Here is a 13,189-nt window from a genome sequence, read left to right on the forward strand (position 1 = left end):
TATTATACTTACAGATAGGTATAATTGACAATTATGAATTTTTTAAAAAAATTAAATTTTATTAATATTCCAATTAATAGGTTTTTTTCTTTTTAAGAGAAGATATTCATTCGTTTTAGAAAAATGTCTACAAGTAGAAAAACCTTTATAAAAAGATAACGGAGAAGGATGTGATGTTGTTAAAATTAGATGTCTTGATGTTATTAAATGTACTTTTTTTTTAGCATATGTTCCCCATAATAAAAAAACAATATTTTTATAATGAGAATTAATTATTCTTATTACATTATTTGTAAAAATTTCCCATCCAATATTAGCATGTGATTGAGGTTTTTCTTTTTCTACAGTTAAAATAGAATTTAATAACATTACACCTTCTTTTACCCAATTTATTAAATACCCGTGATTAGGAATTGTAAAATTAGGAATATCTAATTTTAAAGCTTTATAAATATTTTTTAGTGTAGGAGGAATATTTATATTAGGCATTACCGAAAATGCTAATCCATTAGCTTGATTAAAACCATAATAAGGATCTTGACCAATAATTACTACTTTTAAATTATTAAAATTTATTTTTTTAAAAATATTAAAAATATATTCCTTTTTAGGATAAATAATTTTATTATTACTAATATCTATATTAATTTTTTTAATTAATTTTATAAAATATTTTTTTCTTTTTTCTTGATGAAAAAAAAATTTCCATAAAAAATTTTTATTATTCATGATAATGTATAATATTAAAAATATAAATTTATGTAAAATAAAAAAATATTATATAATATTATATTAATAAATAAAATAGAATTTTATTCTAATTAAATATTTTAATATTTTATTTTTAATCAAAATGATAAGGGAAATAAAGTGATGAAATATTATGAAATAATATTAATGATAAATCCAGATCAAAGTGATCAAATAAATAATATTACAGAATATTATAAAAAATTTATTATTAAAAATAATGGTTCTATTTCAAGATTCGAAGACTGGGGTAGGAGACAATTAGCTTATCCTATATTAAAATTACATAAAGCGCATTATATTTTAATAAATATTATTTTAAATAATAATAATATAATAAATAATCTTGAAAAAAATTTTAGAATTAATGAAAATATCATAAGATATCTTATAATTAAAACAAAAACAGATAGAAAAAATATATCTTGCGTTTTAAAATTAAAAGATAAACGGCAAGAAAAACGTAATGATGTCATTAAAACAATATAAATATAAATTCCTACAAACAAAATAAGTTTATTCTATAAATATTTGGAGTATGTGTAATGGCACGCTATTTTCGTCGTCGTAAATTTTGTCGTTTTACAGCAGAAAAAATTAAAGAAATTGATTATAAAGATATTTATCTTTTAAAAAATTTTATTACTGAAAGTGGGAAAATTGTACCTAGTAGAATTACTGGTACTAAAGCAAAATATCAACGTCAATTAACTAAAGCTATTAAATTAGCAAGATATTTATCTTTAATATCTTATACTGATCATCATAAATAAATTTATAGAATTATTATCTTTTATTTTTAGCAAAATTATTAATTAATAAGAGTATTAAATTATGAAAGTAATTTTATTAGATTCTATTTTAGGTTTAGGTAAAAAATCTCAAATTATAGATGTTAAACCTGGTTATGCACGTAATTTTTTAATACCAAAAAATAAAGGTATCATTGCCACAAAAGATAATATTAATTTTTTAAAAAAAAAACTTTTAGAAAAAAAATCTAAATTGTTAGATATTTTAAATAAAGCAAAATCAAAATTAAAAAAATTTAATAATATAAAAAAAATTATTATTAAAGCTAAATCAGGAAAGAATGGTAAATTATTTGGATCAATTGGTAAAAATGACATTTTAAATGAATTAAAGGAAATAGGATTAGAAATTTCTAAAAAAGAAGTAAAATTACCTAAAGGAGGATTTAAAAAAATAGGAGAGTATAATATTACTTTTCAGTTTCATGAAAAAATTTCAGTTGAAAAAATAATTAGCATAGTAAATGCTAAATAATTAATTTTATTTTATTTAATACTAATATATTGACTAATTAAAAATTTTTTATGTATAATGAATGTGTATGGAACATGATTATTTAGAACAGTATTATTTTACAAACCCAGTCAGGTCTGGAAAGAAGCAGCTGTAGTAAACATAATATGTGTAAAAAATAGTCATGTTCTATTTAATTAATTTTTTTAGAATATATTAAAAATGAATTCTCATGTTTTAGCCATAAAATGGCGTCCTCAATCCTTTAATGATGTTGTTGGTCAAAATCATGTTATACAAGCTATTAAATATAGCTTATTAAAAAAAAAAATTCATCCTGCCTGGATTTTATCTGGTAGTAGAGGAGTTGGTAAAACAACAATAGCACGTATATTTGCAATGGGATTAAGTTGTTTAAAAGGTATTACCCATAATCCATGTGGATTATGTGATAATTGTATGTCTATTAAAAATAATTCTTTTTTAGATTTAATTGAATTGGATTCTGCATCTAAAACTAAAGTAGAAGATATTAGAGAAATTTTAGAAATAATTTATTATCTTCCTGTGAAAGGAAGATATAAAATATATATTTTTGATGAATTTCATATGTTATCAAAACATAGTTTTAATGCTTTATTAAAAATAATAGAAGAGCCTCCTGAATACGTAAAATTTATATTTGCAACAACAGAATTACAAAAAATTCCAATAACTATTATATCTAGGTGTATGCAATTTAATTTAAAATTAATAGAAAAAGATATAATCTTAAATCAATTAAAAAAAATTTTAAATAAAGAAAAAATTAAATATGATGAAGAAGCATTAAATATTTTATCAAATACTGCATGTGGTAGCATGCGTGATGCATTAAGTTTAACAGATCAATTAATGTCTATGGGTTCATTAACCATAAAAAATGTTTATTTAATGTTAGGATTAATAAAAAAAGAATATTTAATTTTATTAATATATAATTTTAAAACAAAAAAAAATAACTTAATTTTTAATTTAATTCATAAAATTTCTATGTTTAATATTAATTGGGAAAATATTATTACAGAAATAATGATATTAATACATAATATTTTAAAAATTAAAATTTTAAATAAAAATTCTAATTCTTTTTTGAAAAATTTAAATTTTGAAAAAAATATAGTAATATTTTATCAAAAAATTATTAATAATTTTTCAGAAAATGAACTAAAATTTTTATATAAATTTTTAAATACAGGAAAAAAAAATTTATATTTAGCACCAAATCCTAAAATTGGATTTGAAATGATTATATTAGAAATATTAATATATTTTAATAGTTATTAATTAAATTTAAAAATTTGATAAAATTTTATTATAATTCCTTTATAAATTAAATTATATAAATATATTTTAATGTTTTATATAAATAAGAGATAGATATTTATGGAAAAAAAAGAAACTAGAAGTTTTCAATCTGAAGTAAAACAATTATTACATTTAATGATTCATTCACTTTATTCAAATAAAGAAATTTTTTTAAGAGAATTAATTTCAAATGCTTCTGATGCTATTGACAAATTAAAATTTAAAACATTGTCTAATCCTAATTTATATGAAAATGATTCATCATTAAAAGTACAAATTTCTATAAATAAAGAAAAAAAATTAATTATTATTAATGATAATGGTATTGGAATGTCTCGTGAAGAAGTTATTGAAAATTTAGGTACAATTGCAAAATCTGGTACCAAAGATTTTATAAAATCTTTAACTTTATCTTCTAATAAAAAATCAGAAATAAATTCACAATTAATAGGACAATTTGGTGTTGGTTTTTATTCTGCTTTTATAGTTTCTGATAAAGTTTCTGTTAAAACTAGATTAGCAGGATGTTCTTCAAATAAAGGTGTTTTTTGGGAATCAACAGGAGAAGGTAAATATTATGTAGCTAATATAAATAAAGAATCAAGAGGTACTGAAATTATATTACATATACGTTCTAAATATGATGAATTTTTAGATACATGGCGTATAAAAACAATAATTAACAAATATTCAGAACATATAGCCTTACCAATAGAAATTAAAATGTATAATAAAAAGGAAAAAAAATATTATTGGGAACAAATTAATAAAGCACAAGCACTTTGGTTGCGTAATAAAACAGAAATTAGTAACACAGAATATAAAGAATTTTATAAACAATTAACATATGATAATCTTGATCCCATCACATGGAGCCACAATCATGTAGAGGGTAAACAAGAATATACTAGTTTATTATACATACCCTCAAATATCCCATGGGATATACGTAATCGAGATTATAAAAACGGATTAAAATTATATGTACAAAGAGTTTTTATTATGGAAGATGCAGAACAATTATTACCAAAATATTTAAGATTTACTAGAGGTTTAGTTGATTCTAATGATTTACCTTTAAATATTTCAAGAGAAATTTTACAAAAAAACAGTATTATTCATAATATGAAGATAACATTAACAAAAAAAGTTCTTAATATGTTAATGAATCTTAGTAAAAATAAAAATATATATGATAATTTTTGGAAAAAATTTGGTGTAGTCTTTAAAGAAGGTCCTGCAGAAGATATAAATAATAAAAATATTATTATAAAATTGTTACGTTTTTCTTCAACATATAATAATAATGCAGAACAAAATGTATCTTTAGAAGAATATTCAAAAAGAATGATAAAAGGACAAAATAAAATATATTTTTTAACATCAGATAATTATATTTCTGCAAAAAATAGTCCCCATTTAGAATTCTTCTATAAAAAAGGTATTGAAGTATTATTATTAACAGATCATATTGATGAATGGATGATGAGTTATATTACTGAATTTGAAGGGAAAAATTTTCAATCAATTAGTAAACAAGATGATTTGTCAGATGAATTTATTAAACAAAATGATAATATCATAAAAGATGAAATAAAAGAAAAATTTAAACCTTTTTTAAAAAAAATACAAGATTTATTAGGAGAGAAAATAAAAAAGGTTAAATTAACAAATAGATTAATTAATACACCTGCTATTGTAACTACAGATACAAATGAAATGAGTACCCAAATGGCAAAATTATTTGCTGCAGCAGGACAAAAAATTCCAGAAATAAAATATAATTTTGAATTAAATCCAAATCATATTTTAATAAAAAAAATTTTTAAAATAAAAGATGAAAAATATTTTTCTGAATTTATCTCTCTATTGTTAGAAGAAGCAATTTTAGCAGAAAAGGGTACTTTAGATAATCCTCATAAATTTATTGGTCGTATAAATAATTTTTTATCTAAAATATAAATATATAGATAATAGATAAGATAATTATCTTAATAATTATCTTATCTTTTAATTAAAAAATATCTAAAATTTCTTTTTTAGTAAAATTTTTTATTTTTTTTAATTAAATAATAAAATTTTATTAAAAATTTAATTAATATAAAAATTATAGTTAATTACAATAAACTATTTACTATTTTAAAAAATCATTTTATGATTTAATTTAAAATATATACCTTATCCTTAAGATAAGGATTCTTTTCACAATTATAATAAAATTAATAATATAAAAAAATGGCAGAAAAAAGAAACATATTTTTAATAGGCCCTATGGGAGCAGGAAAAAGTACAATTGGACGTCATCTTGCAAATTTATTAAAAATGGATTTTTTTGATTCAGATCAAGAAATTGAACGTCGTACAGGAGCTGATATTAATTGGGTATTTGACGTTGAAGGAGAAGAAGGTTTCAGAAAACGTGAAAAAAAAATTATTAATGAAATAACTCAAAAACAGGGAATTATATTAGCTACTGGAGGAGGATCTATCCAATCAAAAGAAACAAGAAAACTTCTATCTTCTAGAGGTATTGTTGTATATTTAAAAACTACTATTGAAAAGCAATTAAGTCGTACTAAAAGAGATAAAAAACGTCCTTTATTACAAAAAAATAAAAATCAATTAGCTAAAGAAATATTAGAAAAATTAGCTAAAAAAAGAAATCATTTATATGATGAAATTGCTGATATTATTATAAAAACAGATGAACAAAGTGCAAAAATTGTTGCTAACCAACTTATTAATTTATTAGAAAAAAATTAAAAGGATATAATCTTATATATGGGAAAAACTATTTTAGTTTCAACAAAAAAATATAATTATCCAATTATTATTGATTTTAATCTATTTGATAAACTATTATCCTTCCCCTTTTTAAAAAAGGGAGATAGTGTTATGATTGTAACTAATAAAATAATTTTTTCTTTATATTTTAACAAAGTAGTTAAACAACTCCATAATATTGGAGTAAGAATAAATCATGTTATAATTCCTGATGGTGAAAAATATAAAACATTAATTACTGTAAATATTATTTTTACAGCATTAATTAAAAATTTACATAGTAGAGATACTACCCTAATTGCTTTAGGAGGAGGTGTTATAGGTGATATTACAGGTTTTGCTGCTTCTGTTTATCAAAGAGGAGTAAATTTTATCCAGATACCTACTACTTTATTATCACAGGTAGATTCCTCCGTAGGAGGTAAAACTGCTGTTAATCATATTTTAGGAAAAAATATGATAGGTAGTTTTTACCAACCTAGTATTGTAATAATAAATTTAAATTGTTTAGATACCTTATCTAAAAGAGAATTTTCTGCAGGTTTAGCAGAAGTTATAAAATATAGTATCATTTTTGATAAAAATTTTTTTTCTTGGTTAGAAAATAATATTAATAAATTATTTAATTTAGATAGAAAATCTATACTTTATTGTATAAGTAAATGTTGTAAATTAAAATCTCACATTATTAATAAAGATGAATATGAAATAAATAAAAGAGCATTATTAAATTTAGGCCATACTTATGGCCATGCAATTGAAATAGAACTAGGATATGGTAAATGGTTACATGGAGAAGCAGTATCTGCCGGAATAGTTATTGCTGCTATAACATCTAAAAAACTTAATTTAATAAGGAATAAAGATATTATAAGAATTATCAATTTATTAAAAAAATGTAATTTACCAGTAAAGGGACCAAATGATATGGGTATAAAACAATATCTTAAACATATTTATAGAGATAAAAAAATAAAAAAAAATAAAATTAATATTATTCTTCCTATTAAAATTGGTAAAGCTATTATATATAATAATATTTCAGAAAAAATTATTTCTGCTGCTATTACTGAAAATAAAAAAGTAAATTTTTAAAATAATTTGAAATTATTATTTATTATAGTGAATTTAATAAAATGAAAAATAAATTAATTGCTGCATCTATTTTATCTGCAAATTTTGCATGTTTAGGTAAAGAAATTAATGATGTTTTAGAAGCTGGAGTTGATAAAATACATTTTGATGTTATGGATAATCATTATGTACCTAATTTAACAGTTGGCCCATTAGTTTTAAAATCTTTAAGAAAAAATAATATTAAGTGTGAAATTGATATTCATTTGATGACAAAAAAAATAGACAATTTAATAATTAATTTTGCAAAATTAGGTGCTAATAGCATTATTATTCATCCAGAAAGTTCAAAACATCTAGATAGAAGTATTTCATTAATAAAAAATTATGGTTGTAAAGCAGGATTAGCTTTAAATCCATCTACTTCTTTAAATTATTTAGATTATTTAATTCATAAATTAGATTTAATACTAGTTATGTCTGTTAATCCTGGTTTTGAAGGACAAAAATTTTTAAATTATATTTATAAAAAAATTATCCAAATTAGAAAAATTATTAATAAAAAAAAGAAAAAGATTTTATTAGAAGTAGATGGAGGGATTAATATAGATAATATAACAAATATAGCTGTTTCTGGGGCAGATGTATTTATAATTGGTTCTACTTTATTTAAAAGTAAACTATCATATAGTAAAATTATAAAAGATATTAGATTAAAATTAAGTAAAATATATTAAAATATAAAAAATTATGAAAAAAATAATATTTAGTGGTATACAACCAACAGGATTATTAACTATTGGTAATTATATTGGGGCTTTAAGTCAATGGAAAGAATTACAAAAAAAATATTTTTGTATTTATTGCATAGCTGATTTACATTCTTTAACCATATATCAAAAAAAAGAAATTTTAAATAAAAATATATTAGATATTTTAGCTATATTTTTAGCTTGTGGAATTGATCCAGAAAATAATATTCTTTTTGTACAATCTCATGTTCCTCAACATGTTCAATTAAATTGGATTTTGAATTGTTTTACTAATTTTGGAGAAATAAAAAGAATGACACAGTTTAAACAAAAAATGTCTTTTCATAAAAATATTAATATTGGTTTATTCAATTATCCAATATTAATGGCAGCAGATATTTTATTATATCGAACAAATAAAGTCCCAGTAGGAAAAGATCAAATTCAACATATTGAATTAACTAGAAATATTGCATACAGATTTAATCATATTTATGGAAATATATTTACTATTCCTAAAAAAATACTTAACCATAACAATGGTTCATGTATTATGTCATTAACTAATCCTCAAAAAAAAATGTCTAAATCTGATTCTAATAAGAATAGTATTATTAATTTATTTGATAATGATGATATAGTTAAACAAAAAATTAAAAATGCAATTACTGATTCCGATAATCCTCCTAGTATAAAATATGATTTAAAAAATAAACCAGGTATTTCAAATTTATTAGCTATATTAGCAAATATGACTAATTGTTCTATAGAACAATTAGAACAAAATTTTAAAAACAAAAATTATAATAATTTAAAAGAATCAACTATTAATCATTTATGTTTATTTTTGAATAAACTAAGAAAAAAATATTTTTTTTATAGAAAAGATGAAAAATATCTAAAATATATTATGATGAACGGTTCAAAAAGAGCAAAAAAACATGCGAATATTATTTTAAATAAAGTATATAATATTATTGGTTTAATTTAAATTTTTTTCTTCCCATGAAAAAAGAAATATAATTTATCTGGTTCCAAAAATAACAATTGTTTTACCACGAGCATAAATTAAATTACGTTTTTTTAGTATTTTAAGAGTGCGCCCGACTGTTTCTCTAGAACAACCAACTATTTTACCTATTTCTTGTCTAGTTATTTTTATTTGCATACCATCTGGATGAGTTATTGCTTCTGGAGATTTAGCTAAATTTAATAATGTTTTTGAAATTCGATGAGTAACATCTAAAAAAGCTAAATTATCTATTTTTTGATATGTCATTTGTAACTTATTAGAAAGTTGTTCAGAAAGTTTCATAACAATATTATTATTAATTTTAATTAAATTAAAAAAATTTTTATATGAAATTTTTGCTAATTCACATTCTGTTTTTAATTTTACTAATGTAATTTCTTTATAATTATGATTAAAAATCCCCATTTCACCTATAAAATTACCTGTACTTAAATAAGTAAGTATAATCTCTTTACCATTTCTATTTTTAATAGAAACAACAATAACTCCTTTTAATATGTAAAAAAGATCATTAGAAATACTTCCTTGTTTAATTAAAATCATTTTTGCTGGATATTTATTAATATGACAATAAGAAAGAAACCATTCTAAAGTAGAATCTTTTTGTAACTTAAGAAACATTAGTAATTATCCTTCTATTATCTATTTTTCAATAAAAAAATTATAAATATTAATTAGTATGCTGATACCCAGAATTGAACTGGGGACCTCATCCATACCAAGGATGTGCTCTAACCATCTAAGCTATATCAGCTAAATTATATAATTATTTTTATTAATAAAAACTATATTATAACATAATGTATTATAAAATTTATTTTAGCAGACAACGGGAATCGAACCCGTATTATTAGCTTGGAAGGCTAAAGTAATACCATTATACGATGTCTGCTATAAATGTATTTAATAAAATAAATCATGGTGGGAGAAGGATTCGAACCTTCGAAGTCTATGACGACAGATTTACAGTCTGTTCCCGTTAACCACTTGGGTATCCCACCTGTTATTTAAATTAAAATAAAAAATATAAATGCCGGCTACCGGAATTGAACTGGTGACCTACTGATTACAAGTCAGTTGCTCTACCAACTGAGCTAAGCCGGCATATATGTTTATTTAAAAAATAAAACATAAAATTTGAAATAAAAATTATTCCTGGTATTTACCTACTCTTACATGAGGTTAAACCTCACACTACCATCGGCACAACAACGTTTCACTTCTGAGTTCGGAATGGATTCAGGTGGTACCATTGCGTTATTTATACCAGGAAATATTTTATATTAAACTATAAAATAATTAATTAATCAATTAATAATTAAATTTAAACGATTCTGGTGTTGTAAGGTTAAGACTCACGGGTGTTTATTAGTACTGATTAGCTCAACATATTACTATGCTTACACACTCAGCCTATCAACGTCATAGTCTTTAACGTCCCTTAAGGAATTTTTATAAATAATTAATAAAAATTCAGGGAAGATTAATCTTAAGATAAGTTTCGCGCTTATATGCTTTCAGCGCTTATCTTTTCCGTATTTAGCTACCGGGCAATGCTATTGGCATAACAACCCGAACACCAGAGATACGTTCACTCCGGTCCTCTCGTACTAGGAGTAAATTCTTTCAATCTTCCAACGCCCACGGCAGATAGGGACCGAACTGTCTCACGACGTTCTAAACCCAGCTCGCGTACCACTTTAAATGGCGAACAGCCATACCCTTGGGACCTACTACAGCCCCAGGATGTGATGAGCCGACATCGAGGTGCCAAACACCGCCGTCGATATGAACTCTTGGGCGGTATTAGCCTGTTATCCCCGGAGTACCTTTTATCCGTTGAGCGATGGCCTTATCATACAGAACCACCGGATCACTAAGACCTGCTTTCGCATCTGTTCGAATTGTCATTCTTACAGTTAAGCCAGCTTTTGCCTTTGTACTAACCTCACGATTTCCAACCGTGATTAGCTGACCTTAGTACTCCTCCGTTACTTTTTAGGAGGAGACCGCCCCAGTCAAACTACCCACCAGACACTGTCTCTAACCCGGATCACGGGTTTAGGTTAGAATAATAAATATTAAAGGGTGGTATTTCAAGGTTGACTCCATATCAACTAGCGTTGATACTTCGTTGTCTCCCACCTATCCTACACATCAATATCTATTAATCAATATCAAGCTATAGTAAAGGTTCACGGGGTCTTTCCGTCTTGCCGCGGGTACACTGCATCTTCACAGCAATTTCAATTTCACTGAGTCTCAGGTGGAGACAGTCTGGCCATCATTACGCCATTCGTGCAGGTCGGAACTTACCCGACAAGGAATTTCGCTACCTTAGGACCGTTATAGTTACGGCCGCCGTTTACCGGGGCTTCGATCAGGAGCTTCTTATTAAAATAATAACCCCATCAATTAACCTTCCGGCACCGGGCAGGCGTCACACCGTATACGTCCACTTACGTGTTTGCACAGTGCTGTGTTTTTAATAAACAGTTGCAGCCAGCTATTATCTTAGACTGATTTCAGCTCCAAAAGTAAATTTCTTCACTTACAATCAGCGTGCCTTCTCCCGAAGTTACGGCACTATTTTGCCTAGTTCCTTCACCTGAGTTCTCTCAAGCGCCTTAGTATTCTCTACCTGACCACCTGTGTCGGTTTAGAGTACGATTCAATATTATTTAGAGCTTAGAGGATTTTCTTGTAAGCATGGTATTAATTACTTAAATACAGTAAAGTATTTCGTCATCACGCCTTAATGTTGTTAATTATTCGGATTTTCCTAAATAATCCATCTAAACGTTTAAACCAAGACTACCATCACTTGGCTAATCTAACCTTCTTCGTCCCCCCTTCGCGATAATAATGAGTACAGGAATATTAACCTGTTGTCCATCGATTACGCTTTTCAGCCTCATCTTAGGTTTCGACTTACCCTACCCCGATTACCGTTGGATAGGAACCCTTAGTCTTTCGGCGAATAGGTTTTTCACCTATTTTATCGTTACTCATGTCAGCATTCGCACTTCTGATATTTCCAATAAATTTCACAACTTATCTTCAGCAACTTACAGAACGCTCCCCTACCCAATAAAAAAAAATATTTATTGTCGCAGCTTCGGTGTATAATTTAGCCCCGTTAAATCTTCCGCGCAGGACGACTAGACCAGTGAGCTATTACGCTTTCTTTAAATGATGGCTGCTTCTAAGCCAACATCCTGGCTGTTTATGCCTTCCCACTTCGTTTCCCACTTAATTATAACTTAGGGACCTTAGCTAGCGATCTGGGTTGTTTCCCTCTCCACAACGGACGTTAGCACCCGCTGTGTGTCTCCCGTGATAGCATTATTCGGTATTTGAAGTTTGCATCGGATTGGTAAATCTGGAAGATTCCCTAACCGAAACAGAGCTCTACCCCCGAATATGAATTACACGAGGCGCTACCTAAATAGCTTTCGGGGAGAACCAGCTATCTCCCGGTTTGATTGGCCTTTCACCCCTAACCACAAGTCATCCGCTAATTTTTCAACATTAGTCGGTTCGGTCCTCCAGTAAGAATTACCAAACCTTCAACCTGCTCATGGTTAGATCACCGGGTTTCGGGTCTATATCTTGCAACTGAACGCCCTTTTAAGACTCGGTTTCCCTACGGCTTCCTTATACAGTTAACCTTGCTACAAAATATAACTCGCTGACCCATTATACAAAAGGTACGCAGTCACATTTTTTTAAAAATGCTCCTACTGCTTGTACGTATATGATTTCAGGTTCTATTTCACTCCCCTAACCGGGGTTCTTTTCACCTTTCCCTCACGGTACTAGTTCACTATCGGTCAGTCAGTAGTATTTAGCCTTAGAGGATGATCCCCCTATATTCAAACAAGATTTCACGTGTCTCGTTCTACTCTTCGAGATTATATTTATTATATTTTAATATACGGGACTATCACCCTATATTGTATAACTTTCCAGTTATTTCTACTAACACAATAAATACATATATCTCTGGGCTTTTTCCTGTTCGCTCGCCACTACTAAGGAAATCTCTATTGATTTCTTTTCCTCAGGATACTTAGATGTTTCAGTTCTCCTGGTTTACTTCGTTATTCTATGTATTCAAATAACGATAATATATGATTAAATATATTAGGTTTCCCCATTCGGATATCATCGATTAATAATG

The 13,189-nt window shown here is 25.6% G+C and carries 11 protein-coding genes, 4 tRNA genes, 2 rRNA genes and 1 other RNA gene; 10 read left to right on the forward strand and 8 right to left on the reverse strand.

The window, feature by feature from the left end; genetic code table 11:
- Positions 1-51: 51 nt before the first annotated feature.
- Positions 52-729: a uracil-DNA glycosylase gene (gene ung, locus GJU03_RS01665; protein ID WP_168918957.1), complete on the reverse strand. Its 678-nt coding sequence runs from the start codon at positions 727-729 to the stop codon at positions 52-54.
- 144 nt (positions 730-873) lie between these two features.
- Between ung and rpsF the strand changes: the two genes are divergently transcribed.
- From rpsF to trpS, 10 genes are all read left to right on the forward strand, one after another.
- Positions 874-1,239, forward strand: a complete 366-nt coding sequence (gene rpsF / locus GJU03_RS01670; protein ID WP_168918958.1) for a 30S ribosomal protein S6 — start codon at positions 874-876, stop codon at positions 1,237-1,239.
- 56 nt (positions 1,240-1,295) lie between these two features.
- Positions 1,296-1,523, forward strand: a complete 228-nt coding sequence (rpsR, locus tag GJU03_RS01675) for a 30S ribosomal protein S18 (RefSeq protein ID WP_168918959.1) — start codon at positions 1,296-1,298, stop codon at positions 1,521-1,523.
- Between the two features lie 61 nt (positions 1,524-1,584).
- On the forward strand, positions 1,585-2,037 hold the full coding sequence (gene rplI / locus GJU03_RS01680) for a 50S ribosomal protein L9 (RefSeq protein ID WP_168918960.1): 453 nt from the start codon (positions 1,585-1,587) through the stop codon (positions 2,035-2,037).
- Between the two features lie 74 nt (positions 2,038-2,111).
- Positions 2,112-2,205: signal recognition particle sRNA small type (gene ffs, locus GJU03_RS01685), an RNA gene on the forward strand.
- Between the two features lie 33 nt (positions 2,206-2,238).
- Positions 2,239-3,342 carry a DNA polymerase III subunit gamma/tau gene (gene dnaX / locus GJU03_RS01690; RefSeq protein ID WP_168918961.1) on the forward strand — a complete coding sequence of 368 codons (1,104 nt, stop codon included), beginning with the start codon at positions 2,239-2,241 and terminating at the stop codon, positions 3,340-3,342.
- A 99-nt stretch (positions 3,343-3,441) separates the two neighbouring features.
- Positions 3,442-5,325 carry a molecular chaperone HtpG gene (htpG, locus tag GJU03_RS01695; RefSeq protein WP_211080477.1) on the forward strand — a complete coding sequence of 628 codons (1,884 nt, stop codon included), beginning with the start codon at positions 3,442-3,444 and terminating at the stop codon, positions 5,323-5,325.
- 273 nt (positions 5,326-5,598) lie between these two features.
- Entirely contained in the window at positions 5,599-6,126 is a 528-nt protein-coding gene (gene aroK, locus GJU03_RS01700; protein WP_168918962.1) for a shikimate kinase AroK, read from the forward strand.
- Between the two features lie 18 nt (positions 6,127-6,144).
- Entirely contained in the window at positions 6,145-7,242 is a 1,098-nt protein-coding gene (aroB, locus tag GJU03_RS01705) for a 3-dehydroquinate synthase (RefSeq protein ID WP_168918963.1), read from the forward strand.
- Positions 7,243-7,283: 41 nt separating this feature from the next.
- Entirely contained in the window at positions 7,284-7,958 is a 675-nt protein-coding gene (gene rpe / locus GJU03_RS01710; protein ID WP_168918964.1) for a ribulose-phosphate 3-epimerase, read from the forward strand.
- A gap of 13 nt (positions 7,959-7,971) precedes the next feature.
- Positions 7,972-8,964 (forward strand): tryptophan--tRNA ligase, encoded by a 993-nt coding sequence (trpS, locus tag GJU03_RS01715; protein ID WP_425482910.1) that lies wholly within the window; start codon positions 7,972-7,974, stop codon positions 8,962-8,964.
- Between the two features lie 33 nt (positions 8,965-8,997).
- On the opposite strand, the gene crp is transcribed toward trpS, so the two are convergent.
- The 7 genes from crp to GJU03_RS01750 all read right to left on the reverse strand — a co-directional run bounded on the left by crp (position 8,998) and on the right by GJU03_RS01750 (position 13,189).
- A complete protein-coding gene (crp, locus tag GJU03_RS01720) occupies positions 8,998-9,627 on the reverse strand; it encodes a cAMP-activated global transcriptional regulator CRP (protein WP_168918965.1) in 630 nt (209 codons plus the stop codon).
- Between the two features lie 59 nt (positions 9,628-9,686).
- A tRNA-Thr gene (locus tag GJU03_RS01725) sits at positions 9,687-9,760 on the reverse strand.
- Positions 9,761-9,827: 67 nt separating this feature from the next.
- A tRNA-Gly gene (locus GJU03_RS01730) sits at positions 9,828-9,898 on the reverse strand.
- A gap of 27 nt (positions 9,899-9,925) precedes the next feature.
- A tRNA-Tyr gene (locus GJU03_RS01735) sits at positions 9,926-10,007 on the reverse strand.
- A gap of 30 nt (positions 10,008-10,037) precedes the next feature.
- Positions 10,038-10,110, reverse strand: a tRNA-Thr gene (locus GJU03_RS01740).
- Between the two features lie 49 nt (positions 10,111-10,159).
- A 5S ribosomal RNA gene (rrf, locus tag GJU03_RS01745) occupies positions 10,160-10,277 on the reverse strand.
- Positions 10,278-10,350: 73 nt separating this feature from the next.
- Positions 10,351-13,189: ribosomal RNA gene (locus GJU03_RS01750) — 23S ribosomal RNA — on the reverse strand.

Origin of the sequence: Enterobacteriaceae endosymbiont of Donacia bicoloricornis, from assembly GCF_012567955.1 — a bacterium.
GTDB lineage: Bacteria > Pseudomonadota > Gammaproteobacteria > Enterobacterales > Enterobacteriaceae.

What these genes read in the sequence shown, in the direction of transcription:
- ung (WP_168918957.1), bottom strand. Translation starts at nt 729, where the DNA reads ATGAATAATAAAAATTTTTTATGGAAATTTTTTTTTCATCAAGAAAAA.
- rpsF (WP_168918958.1), top strand. Translation starts at nt 874, where the DNA reads ATGAAATATTATGAAATAATATTAATGATAAATCCAGATCAAAGTGAT.
- rpsR (WP_168918959.1), top strand. Translation starts at nt 1,296, where the DNA reads ATGGCACGCTATTTTCGTCGTCGTAAATTTTGTCGTTTTACAGCAGAA.
- rplI (WP_168918960.1), top strand. Translation starts at nt 1,585, where the DNA reads ATGAAAGTAATTTTATTAGATTCTATTTTAGGTTTAGGTAAAAAATCT.
- dnaX (WP_168918961.1), top strand. Translation starts at nt 2,239, where the DNA reads ATGAATTCTCATGTTTTAGCCATAAAATGGCGTCCTCAATCCTTTAAT.
- htpG (WP_211080477.1), top strand. Translation starts at nt 3,442, where the DNA reads ATGGAAAAAAAAGAAACTAGAAGTTTTCAATCTGAAGTAAAACAATTA.
- aroK (WP_168918962.1), top strand. Translation starts at nt 5,599, where the DNA reads ATGGCAGAAAAAAGAAACATATTTTTAATAGGCCCTATGGGAGCAGGA.
- aroB (WP_168918963.1), top strand. Translation starts at nt 6,145, where the DNA reads ATGGGAAAAACTATTTTAGTTTCAACAAAAAAATATAATTATCCAATT.
- rpe (WP_168918964.1), top strand. Translation starts at nt 7,284, where the DNA reads ATGAAAAATAAATTAATTGCTGCATCTATTTTATCTGCAAATTTTGCA.
- trpS (WP_425482910.1), top strand. Translation starts at nt 7,972, where the DNA reads ATGAAAAAAATAATATTTAGTGGTATACAACCAACAGGATTATTAACT.
- crp (WP_168918965.1), bottom strand. Translation starts at nt 9,627, where the DNA reads ATGTTTCTTAAGTTACAAAAAGATTCTACTTTAGAATGGTTTCTTTCT.